At 45.3% G+C, this 20,089-nt stretch carries 16 protein-coding genes and 4 tRNA genes; 13 read left to right on the top strand and 7 right to left on the bottom strand.

Translation table 11 applies throughout. From position 1 onward, the window contains the following. The first annotated feature begins 164 nt into the window (after positions 1-164). On the top strand, positions 165-1,169 hold the full coding sequence (gene add, locus J5O05_RS09275) for an adenosine deaminase (protein WP_208841825.1): 1,005 nt from the start codon (positions 165-167) through the stop codon (positions 1,167-1,169). Between the two features lie 19 nt (positions 1,170-1,188). On the opposite strand, the gene J5O05_RS09270 is transcribed toward add, so the two are convergent. From J5O05_RS09270 to ubiD, 3 genes are all read right to left on the bottom strand, one after another. Continuing rightward, positions 1,189-1,593 carry a CBS domain-containing protein gene (locus J5O05_RS09270; RefSeq protein WP_208841824.1) on the bottom strand — a complete coding sequence of 135 codons (405 nt, stop codon included), beginning with the start codon at positions 1,591-1,593 and terminating at the stop codon, positions 1,189-1,191. A gap of 146 nt (positions 1,594-1,739) precedes the next feature. Next, entirely contained in the window at positions 1,740-2,453 is a 714-nt protein-coding gene (gene fre / locus J5O05_RS09265; RefSeq protein WP_208841823.1) for an NAD(P)H-flavin reductase, read from the bottom strand. Between the two features lie 60 nt (positions 2,454-2,513). Continuing rightward, positions 2,514-3,986, bottom strand: a complete 1,473-nt coding sequence (gene ubiD, locus J5O05_RS09260) for a 4-hydroxy-3-polyprenylbenzoate decarboxylase (RefSeq protein WP_208841822.1) — start codon at positions 3,984-3,986, stop codon at positions 2,514-2,516. A 318-nt stretch (positions 3,987-4,304) separates the two neighbouring features. Here ubiD and J5O05_RS21825 point away from each other — a divergent pair, with 318 nt between their 5' ends. Both J5O05_RS21825 and J5O05_RS21820 read left to right on the top strand, forming a co-directional pair. After that, complete coding sequence (locus tag J5O05_RS21825; protein ID WP_280117629.1) at positions 4,305-5,852, top strand: PAS domain S-box protein; 1,548 nt, start codon at positions 4,305-4,307, stop codon at positions 5,850-5,852. A gap of 7 nt (positions 5,853-5,859) precedes the next feature. Next, positions 5,860-6,909: a putative bifunctional diguanylate cyclase/phosphodiesterase gene (locus J5O05_RS21820; protein WP_280117628.1), complete on the top strand. Its 1,050-nt coding sequence runs from the start codon at positions 5,860-5,862 to the stop codon at positions 6,907-6,909. Between the two features lie 47 nt (positions 6,910-6,956). On the opposite strand, the gene J5O05_RS09250 is transcribed toward J5O05_RS21820, so the two are convergent. Next, positions 6,957-8,348, bottom strand: a complete 1,392-nt coding sequence (locus tag J5O05_RS09250) for a M20/M25/M40 family metallo-hydrolase (RefSeq protein ID WP_208841821.1) — start codon at positions 8,346-8,348, stop codon at positions 6,957-6,959. A 76-nt stretch (positions 8,349-8,424) separates the two neighbouring features. Beyond that, positions 8,425-9,009: a DNA-J related domain-containing protein gene (locus J5O05_RS09245; RefSeq protein ID WP_208841820.1), complete on the bottom strand. Its 585-nt coding sequence runs from the start codon at positions 9,007-9,009 to the stop codon at positions 8,425-8,427. 23 nt (positions 9,010-9,032) lie between these two features. On the opposite strand from J5O05_RS09245, the gene J5O05_RS09240 reads away from it, so the two are divergent. After that, positions 9,033-11,942, top strand: a complete 2,910-nt coding sequence (locus J5O05_RS09240) for a tetratricopeptide repeat-containing hybrid sensor histidine kinase/response regulator (protein WP_208841819.1) — start codon at positions 9,033-9,035, stop codon at positions 11,940-11,942. On the opposite strand, the gene J5O05_RS09235 is transcribed toward J5O05_RS09240, so the two are convergent. Both J5O05_RS09235 and J5O05_RS09230 read right to left on the bottom strand, forming a co-directional pair. Next, positions 11,919-13,190, bottom strand: coding sequence for a methyl-accepting chemotaxis protein (locus J5O05_RS09235; protein WP_208841818.1), 1,272 nt, complete (start codon positions 13,188-13,190; stop codon positions 11,919-11,921). The two genes, J5O05_RS09240 and J5O05_RS09235, sit on opposite strands and share 24 nt — an antisense overlap. Positions 13,191-13,288: 98 nt before the next feature. Continuing rightward, the gene (locus J5O05_RS09230) at positions 13,289-15,139 is read right to left on the bottom strand and encodes a M1 family metallopeptidase (RefSeq protein WP_208841817.1); all 1,851 of its coding nucleotides are present in this window, start codon (positions 15,137-15,139) and stop codon (positions 13,289-13,291) included. A 124-nt stretch (positions 15,140-15,263) separates the two neighbouring features. On the opposite strand from J5O05_RS09230, the gene murB reads away from it, so the two are divergent. The 9 genes from murB (at position 15,264) to tuf (ending at position 19,821) form a co-directional block, all read left to right on the top strand. Then, a complete protein-coding gene (murB, locus tag J5O05_RS09225) occupies positions 15,264-16,268 on the top strand; it encodes a UDP-N-acetylmuramate dehydrogenase (RefSeq protein ID WP_208841816.1) in 1,005 nt (334 codons plus the stop codon). 3 nt (positions 16,269-16,271) lie between these two features. Then, positions 16,272-17,276: a bifunctional biotin--[acetyl-CoA-carboxylase] ligase/biotin operon repressor BirA gene (gene birA, locus J5O05_RS09220; protein ID WP_208841815.1), complete on the top strand. Its 1,005-nt coding sequence runs from the start codon at positions 16,272-16,274 to the stop codon at positions 17,274-17,276. 12 nt (positions 17,277-17,288) lie between these two features. Then, on the top strand, positions 17,289-17,705 hold the full coding sequence (locus tag J5O05_RS22420) for a type III pantothenate kinase (RefSeq protein WP_280117627.1): 417 nt from the start codon (positions 17,289-17,291) through the stop codon (positions 17,703-17,705). Then, positions 17,695-17,985, top strand: coding sequence for a hypothetical protein (locus J5O05_RS22415; protein WP_280117626.1), 291 nt, complete (start codon positions 17,695-17,697; stop codon positions 17,983-17,985). The genes J5O05_RS22420 and J5O05_RS22415 overlap by 11 nt, the downstream gene beginning before the upstream one ends. A 124-nt stretch (positions 17,986-18,109) precedes the next feature. Further along, positions 18,110-18,185 (top strand) — tRNA-Thr (locus tag J5O05_RS09210). 26 nt (positions 18,186-18,211) lie between these two features. Then, positions 18,212-18,296 (top strand) — tRNA-Tyr (locus J5O05_RS09205). A 41-nt stretch (positions 18,297-18,337) separates the two neighbouring features. Beyond that, positions 18,338-18,412, top strand: a tRNA-Gly gene (locus J5O05_RS09200). Between the two features lie 11 nt (positions 18,413-18,423). Then, positions 18,424-18,499 (top strand) — tRNA-Thr (locus tag J5O05_RS09195). Between the two features lie 137 nt (positions 18,500-18,636). Next, positions 18,637-19,821, top strand: coding sequence for an elongation factor Tu (gene tuf, locus J5O05_RS09190; protein WP_208841814.1), 1,185 nt, complete (start codon positions 18,637-18,639; stop codon positions 19,819-19,821). Positions 19,822-20,089 lie beyond the last annotated feature (268 nt).

Genomic DNA, 20,089 nt, shown 5'->3' with positions numbered 1-20,089 from the left:
ACAAAAGTAAAAAACGGTGTTCAGACACCGTTTTTTCGTTTAATAACGATTTGACTGATCCGCTTGCACTTATGACTATCACAGTCAACAATGGACAGATGTCCTTGAAATCTTTCGCGAGGTGCGTATGATCCGCGAAATTTTACCAAAAAACTGAGTGCCTTATGATAAATCCAAACCTCCCGTTACTCGACCTTCATCGCCACTTGGATGGCAACGTGCGCGCGACGACCATTTTGGAACTAGGGCGTCAGTTTAATTTGGCGTTACCGGCGTCGGATGTAGAGGGATTACGCCCGCATGTTCAAGTGATGGACAACGCCCCCGATCTGATGTCCTTTCTTGCAAAACTTGATTGGGGTGTCAAAGTACTCGGGGATTATGATGCTTGCCGCCGCATCGCGATTGAAAATGTGGAAGACGCGAAAGCACAAGGAATTGACTACACCGAGCTACGCTTTAGTCCGTACTACATGGCGATGAACCACAATCTGCATCCGCAAGGGGTTGTTGAAGCCGTGGTTGATGGCATTAAATCGGCATCTCGCGCTTTAGGGGTGAAAGTAAATCTTATTGGCATCATGTCGCGTACCTTTGGCGTAGAGAAGTGCATTGCAGAATTGGATGCTATCCTTGCGCACAAAGAAGACATGGTCGCGGTGGATTTGGCTGGCGACGAAATCGGCTTTCCAGGAGAATGGTTTGAACCACATTTCAAGCGAGTGCGTGACGCCTACCTAGGCGTGACGGTTCATGCGGGCGAAGCAAAAGGCGCTGAGAGTATTTGGCAGGCGATAGAGCAACTTGGCGCGACGCGCATTGGGCATGGTGTAAACGCTATCCACGATCCGAAACTCATGGATTTCTTGCGTGACAAACGTATCGGTATTGAGTCATGCCTCACGAGTAACATTCAAACAAGTACCGTTAAAACGTTAGACAGCCACCCGCTAAAACGTTTCCTCGATCACGACATTCTTGCTTGTATTAACACTGATGACCCAGCGGTTGAAGGCATAGAGCTTCGACACGAGTTTGAAAATGTCGCCGCTTTAGCCGGACTATCCGCCAGTGATTGCGATAAAGCGCAGCGAAACGCACTGGAGATTGCCTTCTTGAGCGCGGATGAGAAACAAGCGTTACTTACCTTGGCGTCTGCCCGTCGATAATTTTATGCTCTAGAGCTGCTTAATGACACGAGCAGCTCAAATAATCTTGCTTTAAAGCCTGGATCACGCGTCCACGTGTCACCAAACCAATCACTTTACCATGCTCAACAACAGGGTAAATTTTGGGTTTATTTCCATCCATTAATTGAGCTAAGTCGACAACATTCATCTCAGGCGATACTGACAACGGCTCAGTTGACATTAAATCCCCTACCGCAAGCTGTCCGTTGCAAAAATAGCTGTTGTCCAGCAACGGCTTGAGCATTTGTTGTTCCGAGATAAAACCAATTAAGTAACCCTCTTGGTCAATCACTGGGGTGCCAAACACACCGTAGCTGTTCATCGCATCCAGTGCTTGGGTAAGCTCCATCGAGGCAAAGACGTGCGGAAATTGCGTGGTCATGATTTGTTTAACTGTACGCATAGTAGACTCCTTGATAGGCAGGATATCGTTTTTGATGTTTACAGTATGGGAAGAACTAAATTATTAATAAAATGGATTATTTGAATTGATATGATGGGTTTTATCAATCGATCACTGTGGTTAGTAATCGATTGATAAGAAATCAATTACTTGATGAATGCGAACGCATCAGCAAATAAATTTTCACGAATAGCCCCTTTCGTTAGAAAGTCATCGCGAACAATACCTATCATGTCGAAACGGCCCGCCATATACACTTGATAAGGTTCAAGAGAGACGATGTCCGCCATAACCGCGTGATGCACGTAGCCTGTATGGCCTTGCCATTCACCTTCCGGTGTTTCTACCACTGGAATAAATTGGAAATTGGGACGACGCTTTGCCCAAGCTTCCATTTCCTCTTTTGCATAAAGCGCCGATTCTACTTTAACACCCCAATAGAAAAAGACGGGTTGATCGTAGTTAATTTCAGCTAAATGGTCTGCAATTGACTTAACGTAAGAAAATCCAGTCCCACCGGCGAGCAAAATAGTTGGCATGCTTGGTGTTTCGCGTAAATGTGCATTGCCTAAACCGACTTCAATCGTAACCGTTTGATTTGCTTCATGAGCCGTTTTCAAAAATGCCAAGGCTTGCATCGCGTAAGAATCAACAGCCCCTGCGCCGATATGCAACTCAATGAGGTTGGTTTGCGACGGTTTGCTGGCAATTGAGAACGCGCGTTTGTCTTTTTCAGCTAAGACAACTTGCAAATATTGTCCGGCTAAAAAAGAAACGGGTTGTTCCGGTGTAAGCTCAACCTGAAATACAAATTCTGTGAGCGGTGCAATGCGAGTGACCGCTGCTTGTAGTGTTTGCATGCTTTACCTATTAAAGTTGCACATTGGACGCGAATGCCGCGCACTGTATCATAATTTGCGCTATTTGGGCAAAATACCGAGACTATCCCAAATCTCATCAACGCGCTGTTTGACTTGCTCATCCATCACGATAGGCGTACCCCATTCTCGGTCCGTTTCACCTGGCCATTTGTTGGTTGCATCCATGCCCATTTTTGAGCCAAGTCCAGATACTGGCGAGGCAAAATCAAGGTAGTCTATCGGTGTGTTTTCAATCAATGTTGTATCACGTGCAGGATCCATTCGAGTGGTGATTGCCCAGATGACGTCATTCCAATCTCTTGCATTAACATCGTCATCACATACAATCACAAATTTCGTGTACATGAATTGGCGTAGGAAAGACCAAACACCCATCATTACGCGCTTCGCATGCCCTGGATACTGCTTTTTCATCGTGACCACAGCCATACGGTATGAACAACCTTCAGGCGGGAGATAAAAATCAACGATCTCTGGGAACTGTTTTTGCAGTATTGGTACGAAGACTTCATTCAATGCCACGCCCAAAATAGCTGGCTCATCGGGTGGACGACCTGTGTAGGTGCTATGATAAATCGGGTCTTTACGATGCGTGATGTGCGTTACTGTCATCACAGGGAAATCATCGACTTCGTTGTAGTAGCCAGTGTGGTCGCCATACGGCCCCTCTGGCGCCATTTCGCCAGGCATGATGTACCCTTCAAGCACGAATTCGGCACTTGCAGGGACTTGCAGATCATTTGAAATGGATTTAACGACTTCGGTTTTGCTGCCACGCAATAGTCCCGCAAACGCGTATTCGCTTAGGGTGTCAGGAACCGGTGTGACGGCCCCTAAAATAGTGGCAGGATCCGCGCCCAAGGCTACAGAAACCGGATAAGGTTCACCAGGGTGTTTTTCGCACCACTCGAGAAAATCGAGTGCACCGCCACGGTGAGATAACCAGCGCATAATGATTTTGTTCTTACCAATGAGTTGCTGGCGGTATATTCCAAGATTTTGTCGCTTCTTGTTTGGCCCTCGAGTAATGGTCAAACCCCACGTGATCAGTGGTGCCGCATCGCCAGGCCAACAATGTTGGATCGGTAACGTGTACAGATCGACGTCATCGCCTTCTAGCACAACGTCCTGACATGGTGCCTTTTTGAGTTCTTTGGTTGGCATGTTGAGCACCTGTTTAAAGACAGGTAACTGACCGAGTGCTTCTTTGATGCCTTTTGGTGGTTCTGGTTCTTTTAAAAAGGCTAAGAGCTTACCAACTTCGCGTAGTTCGCTGACATCCTCTTGTCCCATACCCATCGCAACACGTTTTGGGGTGCCAAATAGATTCGCGAGAACGGGGACTGAGTGGCCTACGGGGTTTTCAAACAAAATCGCAGGGCCGCCGGCGCGTAGCGTACGGTCAGCAATTTCGGTCATTTCCAAATAGGTCGATACAGGCTGAGTCACTCGAACAAGCTCACCTTTGTCTTCGAGTAAAGCAATAAAATCACGTAAGTCTTTATATTTCATAAGCAGCACTTCTCTTTTCTTGCGTGCTATTGTAGCAACTCCTGACAAAGACGGTAGTCCTATCCATGGAGTTGATGGCGAGAATCTAATAGCTTGCTACACTTTGTAACACGTCTGAATAAAACCATTGTGCCTTGATACCAATCACATTTATGCTCTATTCATGTTAGGTTCTGACCGTTGCTCAGTTTGGCAAGACAATCGGTATTGTTTGATATTGCGCAATATGCAATTAGTGTGAATTGATAGGATTGTAGCCTTTATGGTGTTAACCATTTTTCTGAAGAGTCTGTTTTTAGCCAGTGGTAGGGTTGAGGCTTGAATAAAATCATCGCGAGCATCCTGATGCTCTTGGTTTGTGTATCGTCGTGGGCGATGCCAATTCCTGAACAAGCGTTTTCAAATCACAGTGCAGTCATGCTCATTATTGAGCCTTCGACAGGGCGAATTGTAGAAGCAAACGACGCCGTCGCGATATTCTATGGATATGATTTACCTACTCTGACTTCACTTAAAATTCAACAAATCAATCAACTGACACCTGAACAGGTGGCGGCGGAGCGAAAAGCGGCGGTGTCAGAAGGGCGAAATTATTTTATTTTCCAACATCAATTGAAAAGTGGTGAGATCCGCACTGTACAGGTGTTTTCAAGTCCTTTTACAGTGCATGGACAAACGTTGTTGTTGTCCGTTATCCAAGACATAAGTGCCCAGCGCAATTTGCAGCAGGAGCTTTGGCATTATCAGGAAAACTTGGAACAGCAAGTTGCAATGCAAACTCAAGCTATCGAAGAAGCCGACGCCGTAAAATGGGTGTTGATGTACGTTGTTCTGGTAATGATGATTGGCGCATTAGTCATCGTCATATTTATGGCGTTTCGACTCAGAGAGGCAAAACGAAAAGCGGAACACGACAGTTCGACACTTCGGGCTATCTTCAACGCGTTTGACGATTACTTAGTTTTTACGGATGAACATCACGTTATTTTGTCAGGTAATCAACGAGTCCATCAGGCATTCCCTGAAAATTGGGTTGGTAAGGTTTTGTGTGATTTTGTCGATTGTCCTGAAGGTATGTCGCTTGGCGATAATCAAGTTGCAGAACTGATGGTGAGGTTGGTAGATAAGCCGTTTCCTGCTGAAATTCGCTGTGAAGCGGTAAATGATAGACATGGTAAACAACAAGGGTTTTTGTACATCATTCGCAATATTCAAGCACGCCTAGAAGCCGAGCGAGAACTGCGTTTAGCCAGTACCGTGTTTGCGACGACCAATGAAGGTGTGTTGGTGTCTGATAGACAAAATCGCATCCAACTTGTCAATCGAGCATTTACGGAAATAACGGGTTTCGAGCAACATGAAGTCATGGGTCAAACACCTGACATTTTCAGTTCAGGTCGCCATGACACAGCCTATTTCACTCAACTTTACGACACGCTAAATAAACAAGGACACTGGGAAGGCGAAATTTGGAATCGTCGCAAGAATGGTGATATCTACCCAAGTTGGTTAACGGTGTCTGCCGTCTTTTCGGATAGCGGAGAGATTGAGATGTACGTTGCGCTTTTTAACGACATCACCTCTCGCAAGAAAAATGAACAACTGATGTGGCAGCAGGCGAACTTCGACAATCTGACGGGTCTCGCTAATCGCCACCACTATCACAATAAATTTGACCAAGAAATTTTGCGCGCACAGCGCGAAGGAATGCGTCTCGCGATTTGCTTTATTGATTTAGACCGTTTCAAAGCGGTTAACGACACGCTCGGTCATCATATTGGCGATCTCTTACTGATTGAAGCGGCGAATCGCATAAAAGCTTGTACCCGGAGTCTCAGATACGGTTGCTCGCTTGGGTGGGGATGAGTTTGCTTTGTTGTTACCGGACGTGAATTCGATAGCTGATATTGAAAAGATTGCAAGTAAGGTACTTAAAGCGTTGAGCAGTCCATACAGTTTGGAAAGCCACGAAGCGTTTGTGTCGGGCAGTATGGGCATTACGTTGTTTCCTGATGATGGCACAGATCGAAAAGTGTTACTGCGTAATGCAGATAGTGCGATGTATAAAGCCAAAGAACATGGCCGAAATTGCTTTCAGTTTTACACATCAGCGATGCATGAACACGCAAAAGCGCGAAGCCGATTGGAAGGCGCATTATATAAAGCGCTCATTAATAAAGAACTTTCAATTAATTATCAGCCGATTGTCGATGGCCAAGGGAAATTAAAAGGGGCAGAAGCCCTATTGCGGTGGTACTCACCTCAGTTAGGTCATGTATCACCCGCCACATTTGTTCCCGTGAGCGAAGAGTTAGGGCTTATCGTCGCGATTGGCGAATGGGTGTTGTATCAAGCTTGTGCGCAAGCAAAAAGTTGGCGTGAAAAAGAAAACGCGGACTTTTTTATTACAGTCAACGTTTCCAGTACGCAGTTTAAGCGACAAGACATTGCGTCTTTAGTGGCAAAAGTACTGCGTGATACGGACCTACCCGCACACTGTTTGACTCTGGAAATCACGGAAACAGTCTTGGCCGACAATACGCATCATACGTTACATCAGTTAATGGCGCTGAGGGAAATGGGTGTGGAATTGGCAATAGATGATTTCGGCACTGGTTATTCTTCTTTGAGTTACTTGAAACGCTTCCCGCTTACCAAGTTAAAAATTGATCGCGAGTTTGTTCGCGATATTCCGGACGATCCTGAAGATTGCGCCTTAGTGAGTGCAATTATTTCAATGGCAGCGAATTTAAACCTAAAAGTCATTGCTGAAGGGGTTGAAACGCAGGCTCAGTTTGAATATCTACAATCACTTGAGTGTGATTTGACACAAGGCTATTGGCACAGCAAACCGCTCAATGTGGAAGCAATGAATCGTTTGTTGCAAACCAGACGTACCATGTTGGGTGAAGCACAAAGTTAGAAAAGAGGTCAGTCGTAGACTCACCTCTTTTCTAGTCAAGGAAGTGACTATTTTGCTTTGATCGTGTTTTTAGCATCTGCTGCCATAAAAGCAAAAATTGCGTAGGCTGCTGTGTTTTGGCGTAGTTTCTCTGGGTCAACTTTGTCTAAAGTATCATCCGCGGTGTGGTGGTAATCAAAGTAGTCCGTACCATTTTGATCAAGTCCAAATACGGGAGCGGAACCTGCTTGTTTGAAAGGAATTAAGTCTGGCCCACCATGTGCCTCATTTTTCCCAATGTAGGTGATGTTAAGCGGCGCGAGTTCTTGTGCAATCGCACGGACAATCGGTAGTGACTGAGCGTGTACATTGGATTCAAACGAGTAAACTTGGCCTGCGCCAAAATCCGATTCAGCAGCCGCGACAATGTTGGTGAGCGATTTTTCATTCGCCTTAAAATAGGCCTTTGCGCCCCATAACCCTAACTCTTCAGCGGCAAACAGCACAACGCGCACGCTACGCTTTGGGCGTTTTACATCTTTAATGAGTTTGGCCGCGGCCATGGTTAGTGCAACGCCAGCACCGTCATCTAAAGCGCCTGTGCCCAAATCCCATGAATCCAAATGACCACCGATTAAGACATATTGCTCTGGTGTTTCGCTGCCCGTAATTTCACCAATAACGTTGTAGCTTGTGCCTTCACCTAAATCTTCGGTTTGTATGTTCATGTCAATGTTGACGGTATGACCCATTGAAATCAAACGCTCAAGTTGATCGGCATCGGGATTGGCAACCGCTGCAGTTGGGATCTTGGTGACTCTTTCGTCGTAATGACTGCCACCAGTATGAGCGAAGCGATGGTGACCGGTACTTACGGAGCGCATGATGTATCCCACCGCGCCTTTCTTAGCGGCTTCCACCGCACCTTTATTACGAGCCTTTACTGCAGGGCCGTAGCCGTTCCCATCAATGTCACGATTCATACGATAATTAATAAACGCAATTTTACCGTTGAGGCTATTTTCAGGTGCTGCCACTAACTCTTCAAATGTTTCAAACAGGATGACCTCGCCTTTTAGTCCAGCTTTTGGCGTACTGACACTGTTGCCTAAAGCGGTGATATGAAGTGGTTGATGGCTTGGTAGTGTAATACTTGCTGACTCGTGATAGCGACGCCAATTTGGAAATGTGGCTGGTTCAACCCAAACTTTGTCAAAGCCCAGACTTTTGAATTGCTTCTGTGCCCACGCGACGGCTAGTTTGTCATTTTCGGTGCCTGGTAGGCGAGGGCCTATTTCCGTGGTTAAGGAGCTTAAAATCTGCCAGCTTAAATCGCTTTGCATTGCATTTGTTCTGAGAGTATTAACTTGATTTAGTTGCTCGTTAGTAAATTCTTGAGCACTTGCGCTGGTGCACAGTAAGGCACACGTAACGGTAAAGAGAGAGAGTAGCTGCTTCATAATTCCCAAGTATTGTTAGACTGTTCACAAGCAGCCATTGTGGCAAATGCATGCAATGAAATAAATTAAAAACCGTTTAGTTGTCTAAATTTGCGACAAAGGCTTTTAGTTGTTGATATTCATGTTCAAGACGTTGAAATATACCCACATCGCCCGAGGCTCTATCTGGATGAAACTCCAATGCAAGCGCTCGCCATCTTTTTTGTAGTGCTCGATGCGTTAAGGGGGTGGGGAGTGACCAACTGGAATGTATGGTATCTAGGGAAATTTCGGTGCGGAGTTTTTGCTGTTGAAACGCCATATTTTGCCAAAATTGCTCAAACAAGGCATTGATTTCGGCCTCCGACGTGTCGAAGTTAGTCCAGTCAGTATAGTATGCCTCGAGCGGATCTGCAGCGCTGAGTGTTAACTCAGACGATGGCAGTAATTCAATGTTCAAGGTGCTTATCAGCAGCGACCACCCTTCTTGTTGTAATTGAGCTCGAAGTTGAAATAGAGCATTCATTATTAAGAAGTTTTTCTTGAATAGATCGCGCTGTGGATTATCATCTTGGGTTGCGACTACGCCACGATTCTGCAGAGCGTCGTACAATGAATGAATTTTGAAGGTTTTTTGCTCTAAAAGTAGGTCAAAAATTGGCTCGCACAGGGGGTTATACATTGTTCCGATTCAGGAGTTGATGTATGTTGACCTTAGCACACTCGTACTCATACGCAATGCGGAACGGACTCAGAATGAACGGCACAATAAAAAAAAGAACAATTGCGCTAAAAATCAAAGTGACTCTGATGTTGCTCCTGCTCAATTTTGGTCTCAGTGCAGGCGAAAGTGATTTGCTATCAACGAAGCTGGACGCTTTTTTTGCGCAGTCTGAATGGCCTCAAACCCAACATGATGGGGAGTCGATTCTGCTTGAGCAAGCTCCAAATGTTGAAACAACCAAAGCCATTCTCAAACACATCGCCATTACATCGCTAAAAGCAGGCGAATTTACACAAAGCAATCCATATCTAGTCCGTTTGCTCAAACTCACCACATCCCCAAACGATGAATATCGCTTTTTTGCCCAGAAAATGCTGGGCGTTAGCGCGTATTACCTTGGCGATTATAAAACCGCAACAGCACAATATAAACAGGCGCTGGAAACGGCAAAGCTGCGTAACAAACCGTTAGAAATCGCAAGTATTGAGAGCAATTTAGGGCTGGTTTACAGCGATGTGAATCAGACCTCTTTGTCATTGAAACACTATCTTGCTGCACAAAAACTCTACCAACAATTCGGTACCGACCAAGATAAAGCGGATATGTTGCTTAACTTGTCGAGTGCCTATACTCGCCAATCTCGTTTTGATACTGCGGCAAAAATGTTGGAACAAGCCGCTTCGATGTACGAGCAACTCGACTATTCTGCTGGGCAAGCACTTGCCAAAGCCAATTTAGGCGTCGTGATGTCTGAAATCGGTGAGCTACAAAGTGCAAGAAACTATTTTCAGCAGGCTATCGACTATTACATGCAAGTAGATGATGAGCGAAATCTTGCAATTCACTATGGAAATCTTGGTAACCAAAGTATTCGAGGGCATGATTTTGAGCGAGCAGGAAAAGAGGTGCTTCGTGGACAATATTACGCTGAGAAAGCCAACAATGATGCAGCGCTTCTTGCTGTTTTGGTGCCATTTGCAAAGTGGCAGTTACAAAAAGGAGATTTAGCTAAGGTCCACGATACCATTAACCAAATAGACATGCTGTCGTCGAAATTGGAAGACCCACTTAAAAAAGCGGATGGGCAAGCACTCGCGAGTCTCTACGCCGCGGCAACAGGTGATTACAAAAAAGCGATTGTAGAACTAGAAGAGTTTCTTGCGAGCCATCGTCATTTGCAAAATAAAGCGTTGTTGCAGCAGCTTGAAGATTTTGAAGGTAACTTCGCAGCCCAGCAGTTATCCCAAGAAGTCATTGAACTAAAACAACAGCAAACGTTGCAGTTACTTGAAATGACGAAGAGTCGTCAGACATTTGCTATCGCGGGTTTATCTATGGTGCTGTTACTGACCGCTTTTGTCGCATGGTACATTCGCAATCTTGAGCGTACCGCAAAGCTAAAATTAGAAAAAGAAGTGCAAACCCAAACGGAAGTATTGCAAAGCGTAGCTCGAGATTTACGTCGCTCCGACAGTGTAAAAAGTCAGTTCCTAGCCAATATGAGCCATGAAATTCGCACACCGCTTACCGCCATTCTCGGGCATGCTCAAATATTACAAGACATTGCAGCGAATCACCCTGAGATCGGGGGCAGTGTGGCGGTTATTCAAAACCAAGGTGCTCATTTGCACGAATTGATCAATGACATCTTGGATTTGAGTCGGATTGAAGCAGACCAGCTGCACATTCAAAAATCAGACTTTGACTTGGTGGTGTTGTTAGAAGACTTACGCGCGTTGTTTGACGTGACTGCACAAACGAAGGGCCTAGAGCTGGATTTCGAACATTCGCTGTCACAGCCTTTTTGGATCCGCGAGGACTATGTACGTCTTAAGCAAGTCTTGGTTAATTTGCTTGGGAATGCCTTGAAGTTTACGGAAAAAGGGTGGGTAAAATTATCCATTTCGATGTCCGATTCACGACTGTACTTTGCAGTTGAAGATTCAGGAATAGGAATGAAGCCTGAGCAGCTAGAGGTCATTTTTGATAGTTTTAAACAAGGCGATGATAGTATTACGCGTCGTTTTGGTGGCAGTGGCTTGGGTCTAAGCCTTTCGCGACAGCTCACCGAAATGATGGGCGGGGACATTCGTGCTTCAAGTACCTATGGTGTAGGTAGTCAATTTGTACTTAGCATGCCGCTTTGTCGAAGTTCTTCCTTAGACAACGATATTGTGTCTTTGCCTTCCTCATTGTCGAATACCTCAACAAGACAAAATAAGTTAGCCGGAACGGTTTTAGTCGCTGAAGATCACCCTGAAAATAGAGCGCTTGCGGTACGGTTCTTAACGCAATTTGGTTTAACGGTGATTGCTGCTGAGAATGGTAAAGAAGCGGTTGAATTAGCACTGCGCGAATATCCAGATGTATTACTTTTGGATATTCAAATGCCTGAACTTGATGGTTTAAGCGCCATGCATCTGCTCCGCAAAAGCGGCTATGTAGGGCCGATTTTTGCCTTGACGGCGAATGTATTGTCACACGAAGTAGATCGTTATTTAGAAGAAGGCTTTACAGGCCATTTGGCGAAACCATTTGATAGCCGCATGATGTACAACGTTTTGGCGCAGGTGCTTGATAACAGTGATAAGCAAGCGGAAAAATTATTTGAAGTTGATTTAAGTGATTTGAAGATCAGTTTCATCAATGGCCTGGATGAGGACAGAACACATCTCATCACTTTATTCGAAGCGGATGACTGGGAAGGTATCCGAACGCTTTGTCACAAACTGCAGGGTGCTGCAATGACGTTTGGATTTGCCGAAATTGCTTCAACGACGGCGCAATTTGAGCGTGCTATTGCAACAAATGACCACGCACATTTTCAAGATTATTACCTTATTTTATGTGACGAACTAAGTCAGTCATCAAAACAGCTCGATGTCTCCTGATGAGGGTATGACCTGAGGGGCTGCCTGACTATCTCCCGCTTTATGGTGACTTTCACGCTGTTTCAATTGTCTTGGATTTTTGTCCGGTGCGGGAAAGGTCACCTTGAAGAGTGATAGTTTCTCTTGAATACTTTGTGCAAGTGCCAGCAAGTCTAGATTCGACACAACTTGAATTCGGGAGGTAGAAAGCGCATCGGTATTGAGTTCAACCATTGCATCAATACTGACTTGCGCCTCGTCAGAAACTTGTTGTTGTTCATTGACCTGATCATGAATGATTCTCGACATATTGCTGATATCAACCATGGCCGCTTCAATGTGATCGACTTCTTTAGTCGACGCCTCAGACAACTGTACGGTGCGATTGGTATCTTCCAACGCCGCCTGCATTGATTGGTTCGCGGCATCCGTACCCGCTTGAATTTTATTAACCATGACACGCACTTCCTGTGTGGATTTACTGGTGCGTGCCGCTAGGTTTCTAACCTCATCCGCAACGACTGCAAAACCACGACCTTGTTCCCCAGCGCGAGCAGCTTCAATCGCGGCGTTGAGTGCCAGCAAGTTTGTTTGTTCAGCGATAGCATTGATCACGTCGATAACCGATGTTATGTCGTCGCTGTCCTTTTTCAATGTAATGATTTGTTCACTGGTTTTTTCGATGTTCTTGGCAAGTTCAACCAAGCTGGCTTGACTCTTGGTTGTGTCCGATCGCGTTTGTTGGACCGCTGACGTTGCAGACAGCACGGACTCATGTATTTGCTGCAAATTATTGTCCAATTCGCGGGATGCAGAGAGCATGCGACCAATACAGTTTGCTAAATCCTGACCATGCGAATGTTGGATGGTGGCTTTTTGTGTCATTGAAGCGTAGGTGTCACGTAAGTCGTCAGCCATAGGAGTCAGGCGGCAAGAGGAATTGTGTACTTCGCCAATAATATGCTCTAGGGTCGACAGGCTGGCATTAATAGCAAAACACGCTGGAGGTAGGTTCTTGTCTGTTTCGTCGAAACGGAAAGTCAGATCGATACCTTCTGGAGACGATAAGGCATTAATAAGGTCGTTCAGCAAGCTTTTAGAGCGCACCGTACGTTGTATAAAGTACTGTACCAAAAACGCTGCAGCTATCGGTGTGGCGATAATGAGCACTATCCACACGGAGGTTTGTTCTTGAAACCACAAATAGCCCGCGCCCAATATCAGCCACTGGAAAATGACCCCTAACCACACCGGTCTCGCCAAACTCATGTAGATTCTCCATAAAATAACTCATTTATTTATAGCCTAGATGATTGGAATATGCGAGCGATAAAAAAAAGAGGCCGAAGCCTCTTTTCTAATCTATGTTATTGATTAAACATATCATCCAGTGTTCCTTGCGCCAGCGGGTGGTAACCTGGACGCGCGTTTAGGTACACCTTTTTCGCCCAGTCTTTCTTACCATTTTTAATCAATGATTTGTATAAAGGTACGATTAACTTACGGCGACCAATGTGCGTTAAGTGCTTGTCTAATGCTGGATAAATAGCATCATAGCCGTTGCCTACACCTAACATAAACCAAGCAAACGCAATTTCAGCATTGCTGGAGTTCGTTAGATTGAAGGCGCCGTCTAGTTCAGCCATTTTTTCTTTGCTTAAATCACGAGGCAGATTATTGATGAAATGCAACCACTCGTGCACTATCCATTGTTTCGCAGGTAAATCATTTACTGCTTTGTCACCAGCTAGCCAAGCTTTAGATTCGGCATCCACTTTGTCAAATACATCCGATGTTGGGTTTGGCGCATCTGCAGGTAAACCTGGCTCGTGGATCCATTCATGGACTTTTTCTTTACTCACAATACCCGGATATTTGTTAATCAGATTTTCTGATAAATACCCTTCAAAATCGGCTGTGGTTACTGACTTAAAGGAGAACGCTTTGAAGTAACCTTTGACAAATGGGTCAAACTTATCGCGGCCAAATTTCTCTTCTAAGTAGATTAAGAAGAGTTGCCCTTTAGTGTAAGGTACTGAGCTAAAAGCATCGTCAGGGTCGCGACCATGCAACTCTAAGTTCAATCGTGTATCTGGCGCCGCGATTTGCGTCAGCAATTCTTTTAAGCCTGCTGTATCAAGTGCTTGTTCCATCACCGCTCGTTCGCGACCGTACACTTCTTCCATAATACGGTTTTCAACGTACGACGTGAAACCTTCGTTTAGCCACAAATCTTCCCATGTTGCGTTCGTCACTAAGTTACCAGACCACGAATGCGCAAGTTCGTGAGCAATGAGGTTAACTAAACTGCGATCGCCTGCAACAACGGTCGGTGTAATGAATGACAAGCGTGGGTTTTCCATGCCGCCGAACGGGAAACTTGGCGGCAACATTAATAAATCGTAACGACCCCACGCATATTGGCCATACATTTTGCTTGTGCGGTCGATCATGGCTTGAGTATCCGCAAACTCCCATACTGAGGCATCGAGAATTTGAGGCTCAGCAAAAATCGCCGTTTGGTGTGACATTTCTTTGTAATCTAAGTTACCAGCACCAATCGCAATTAAGTAAGGTGGGATAGCTTGTGGCATATCAAAGAAATAGTCACCATCTTTGATAATCGCACCCGTGTTGTCTGCGCTCATTACTGCTCGCACGTCTTCCGGCGTGTGGATACGCGCTTTATACGTAACACGCATCGCAGGACTGTCTTGCACAGGGATCCAGCTACGTGCATGGATCGCTTGCGACTGGCTGTACATAAATGGATGTGTTTTGCTTGCGGTTTGTTCAGGTGTTAGCCATTGCAGACCTGACGCTTTAGGTTGGCTGTTATAGTACACGCGTACTTTTTTAGCTTGTTCTTTAAACTGGATGGTAAGTTTTGAACCTTTTACGTCATCACGCTGTGCTAACGTAAATTTGGCTGGATGCCATGTGCCATCTTTACCTTCATAAATGACACGATGAATGGACAAATCACGTGTATCGAGCACTAATGTTCTTGCCTTTGCGTTTTTCCACTCTAACGTGTGCTCAACGAAACCTTCTAGCTCTTTGTCTGGAAAGTCAACGTTGAGGTCAAGGTACAGATGAGTAGAAACAACTTCATCTAGGTTTGCATAAGTATGCTGATCCGCGACTTTGGCGAATGCGTTAGCACTTAGACCAACACCAGCAAGCGCTAGGCTAAGCGTGAGCGTAGACAGTTTCATTATGTATTCTCGTTTTAGTTAAGACTGTGAATTTATAGCATGTCAGCGACGAAGATGACATCCTGATGCGTTAAACATGGTGATAAGGTAAACTAAGCTCAATTGTGAATCGGAAAAGTCACTTGTGCCTAGTTTAACCTCGTATCATACCTTTGCGCTGCCAGCATCCTGTCAACGTCTAATTGAAATAACCCATTTAGATGAGTTACGCACCCTCGATATTAAAGAGCCTTTTTGTGTCTTAGGGGAAGGGAGTAACACCATTTTTATCGAAAATTTTGCGGGCAGCGTCATTGTCATGAAAACCAAAGGGGTCCACATAGAGCCTCGCCAAAATGACACCTTCATTCGAGTGGCTGCGGGTGAAAACTGGCATCTGCTTGTAGAAAAATTGGTCGACATGGACATTGGAGGTCTTGAAAACTTAGCATTGATTCCGGGAACGGTTGGGGCTGCACCTGTACAAAATATTGGTGCTTACGGTGTGGAACTGGCTCAATTTGTCGAATACGTTCAAGGCTACGATTTGAAAACGCTAGAAATGCGTAAGTTATCGAAATCTCAGTGCCAGTTTGGGTATCGAGATTCCATATTTAAACATGAATTAAAAGAGCGTTTCATCATTACAGAAGTGGGCCTTGCGTTACCCAATCACTGGCGGCCCAATTTAAGTTACGGTCCGCTCGCCGCGTTGTCGCCAAATAACGTAGGTGTAAAGCACCTCTTTGAAACGGTCATTGCTATTCGACAGAGCAAATTACCCGACCCTAAAATACAGCCCAATGCCGGCAGCTTTTTTAAGAATCCGGTCGTAAGTGAAACGATAGCGGCAGCACTGCAACGTCGTTTTCCGGATATGCCCAGTTATCCTGCTGATTCTGGACAAATAAAGTTAGCGGCGGGGTGGTTAATCGAGCAGGCGGGTCTCAAAGGTTTTTCATTAAACGGTGTGCAAGTGTACGAAAAGCAAGCGTTGGTCCTAGTCAACCAAGAACATGCGAATGGGGATGCGCTAAAGGCTATGATTGATGTGATCCAGCGTAAAGTTAGCGCGAAATTTGGTGTGAACTTAGTTCACGAGGTACGACTAATCGCCGCGACAGGTGAAGTGGCTTTGAGTGTGGAGTAAAGCATGCTAAAAGGACTCGAAGGCAATAAATTGCGGGTATTAGAAGCGCTGAATCAGGGCGGATTTGTGTCAGGGCAAGCGCTCGGTGAACAACTTGGTATTAGTCGCACAGCCATCGCTAAACATATTGCGTCACTGCAAGAAATGGGTATTGATATTTTTACCGTGAGTGGCAAAGGGTATTGCCTCAATCACAGCTTACCGCTATTGAATCCACTTCAAATTACTCAAGAACTTGAGAAAAAGCAGCACACCCATTCAAGTATAGAAGTTGTACCGGTCATCGATTCCACCAACACCGAATTAATGCGACGTATACAGCAAGGGCAATATCCAGTGCAAGGACATGCACTTCTTGCTGAAATGCAGCAAGCGGGACGAGGGCGTCGAGGTAAGGTATGGCAGTCGCCATTTGGGGCTAATCTGTATTTGAGTTATTACTGGCGTTTGGATGATGGCATTCAAGCCGCCATGGGTGTGTCTATTGTGATCGGTCTTGCGGTGCATGATGCGCTGAATAAATTGTATGGCGTGTCAGTGCAACTTAAGTGGCCGAATGACGTGTACCTCGATAAAAAGAAATTGGCTGGCATTTTGGTCGAAGTGGATGGTCAGGTTGAAGGTCCATGCCATTTAGTGATTGGTGTTGGAATAAATTTGGTTATGCCAGAGTCCGTAGCCGCTGCTATTGATCAGCCATGGCAAGATTTATCCTCAAAAGTGGGTAGTATTAATAAGAATCAGCTTGCGGCAACGTTAATTGATTGTATTACGGCGCGACTTAATCAATATCGTAGCCAAGGAATTAAGTCGATGGTGGCACAGTGGAACCAACTGAACGTTTACGCAGGGCAACCTGTCTCGCTCAGTACTGGGCAACAAACGTGGCAAGGAATCTGTGAAGGGATAGATGAGCAAGGCGCAGTGATGTTACGCCAAAATGGCGAGGTGAAAGCGTATTACGGTGGCGAGTTATCGCTACGGCCAATCAATTCGTTTGAGCGTTAAGCGAGTTAAAGCATGAATCTTTATGTAGATGTAGGTAACACAGCACTGAAAATGGCGTTGGATAAAGGCGATATGGTTGAGTCAGTGTCTTTATCGACGATTCCATGGGCGCAAATAAATGCGGTTGTTGTTGGGCAAGTTGGCAAACGTGAACTCCTCTCAGATCTGATTAACGCAGCAAATATTCACAACGTCGGCGTTGTAGAAGCCAAAGTGACGCCAACACTTAAGCAACTTAAATGTGGTTATGCGCTGTATCAAAACTTAGGTATTGATCGCTGGCTTGCTGTCATAGCGTGTCACTACTTATACCCAAGTGAAAATATCATTATTGTTGATTCAGGCACGGCTACAACAGTTGATGGAGCTCACTGCCGCTGGACAGCATCTTGGTGGCTGGATTATTCCAGGGCTAGATATGATGAGTGACAGCTTAACTCGTCATACCCAAAAGGTCTTTAGCGATCCATTAAGCCCATTTGCGACGGAGTTTGGCGTGAATACGCCGAATGCGGTTAAAAATGGCAGTCTTGTGAGTACATTGGGCTGTGTTGCACTGGCCAAATCACAGTACTTCCAAAAAGAGGGATGTCAGGTTGTTTTTACCGGAGGTTATGGTGCGTTGTTACAAAAACACATTGAAGACTCCATATTTGTAAAAGATTTGGTTTTACTCGGACTGAAATACTGGCATCAAAATCAAGGATAATGATTGTTTTTAGGGCGATTTGTTCTAATATTGAGCGCTTGACGCGAAATTTACGATTTTTTTTCAGATTCTTGTTGCATCACTTAAATCGTTGCTCTATTATCCTGCCCCGTAGTGAAGCAGTGCCGACTTAGCTCAGTTGGTAGAGCAACTGACTTGTAATCAGTAGGTCATCCGTTCGACTCGGATAGTCGGCACCATTTTGCTTCCTAAAAGACTTTTTCGTGGAGGGGTTCCCGAGCGGCCAAAGGGATCAGACTGTAAATCTGACGGCACTGCCTTCGATGGTTCGAATCCGTCCCCCTCCACCACTTTATTACGACGGTTAGAGGTAGTTTAACAGGTTCCTAAAGCGGGCATCGTATAATGGCTATTACCTCAGCCTTCCAAGCTGATGATGCGGGTTCGATTCCCGCTGCCCGCTCCAGTTTCTGGTGTGCTGATATAGCTCAGTCGGTAGAGCGCACCCTTGGTAAGGGTGAGGTCCCCAGTTCAACTCTGGGTATCAGCACCAGATCAAGAATCTTCCAAAAAACTTCCTTTTAATTGTCTCATAAAAAGTTAATACTAACGTTTTAGAATAATCGTAGTCCACTCTAAGTGGATTATTTTTATATGTAATCTAGATCTACAAAACTGATAGGTTCCGTCATGGCAAAAGAAAAGTTTGAACGTTCGAAACCGCACGTAAACGTAGGTACAATCGGCCACGTTGACCACGGTAAAACAACTCTAACTGCAGCAATCTCTACTGTTCTAGCAAAAACTTACGGTGGTCAGGCGAAAGACTTCGCGTCAATCGACAACGCACCAGAAGAGCGTGAGCGTGGTATCACAATCAATACTTCACACGTAGAATACGACACACCAGCGCGCCACTATGCGCACGTTGACTGTCCAGGACACGCTGACTACGTTAAGAACATGATCACTGGTGCTGCACAGATGGACGGCGCTATCCTAGTAGTAGCTGCGACTGACGGCCCAATGCCACAAACGCGTGAGCACATCCTACTTTCTCGTCAAGTTGGTGTACCATACATCATCGTATTCATGAACAAATGTGACATGGTTGACGACGAAGAGCTTCTAGAGCTAGTAGAGATGGAAGTTCGTGAACTTCTTTCTGAGTACGATTTCCCAGGTGATGACCTTCCACTAATCAAAGGTTCAGCACTTCAAGCACTTCAAGGCGATGCTGCTTGGGAAGCGAAAATCATTGAGCTTGCAGAAGCACTTGATTCATACATCCCAGAGCCAGAGCGTGCAATCGATAAGCCATTCATCATGCCTATCGAAGACGTATTCTCAATCCAAGGTCGTGGTACAGTAGTAACAGGCCGTGTTGAAGCTGGTATCATCCGCATCAACGAAGAAGTTGAAATCGTAGGTATCAAAGAGACTACGAAGACAACTTGTACAGGTGTTGAGATGTTCCGTAAGCTTCTAGACGAAGGTCGTGCGGGTGAGAACGTTGGTGCACTTCTACGTGGTACTAAGCGTGACGAGGTTGAGCGTGGTCAAGTACTATGTAAGCCTGGTTCAATCAAGCCACACACGAAATTCACTTCAGAAGTATACGTACTTTCGAAGGAAGAAGGTGGTCGTCATACTCCATTCTTCAAAGGCTACCGTCCACAGTTCTACTTCCGTACAACTGACGTAACTGGTAACATCGAGCTACCAGAAGGCGTAGAAATGGTAATGCCTGGTGACAACATCAAGATGACTGTTGAGCTAATCTGCCCAATCGCGATGGACGAAGGTCTACGTTTCGCGATCCGTGAAGGTGGCCGTACAGTAGGTGCTGGTGTTGTAGCTACAATCATCGAGTAATAGATTAGTCATAATCTAACTTGATGGAAAAGGTCGCTTAGGCGGCCTTTTTTGTTTTTTGAACTTGGTGAAATATATTTCAGCCTATGATGTTGGACTTAACGGACATAGGGATAATCCAAAACACATCGAGTCGTTAATTCTCCGTATTTTGAAACCAACATTGAACAAACAAATTAGCGTTTTAGAAAAGGCCGACCCTGAGGAAGTTGATTAATGCAATCAAGACTTCTCGTTTATCTCATCCCCATTGAATAGCAAATGATAA

The sequence above is a fragment of the Pseudoalteromonas xiamenensis genome (assembly GCF_017638925.1).
Taxonomy (GTDB): Bacteria; Pseudomonadota; Gammaproteobacteria; order Enterobacterales; family Alteromonadaceae; genus Pseudoalteromonas; species Pseudoalteromonas xiamenensis.
Note: the sequence above shows the minus strand (reverse complement) of the source record. Positions and strands in the feature narration are given on the sequence as shown.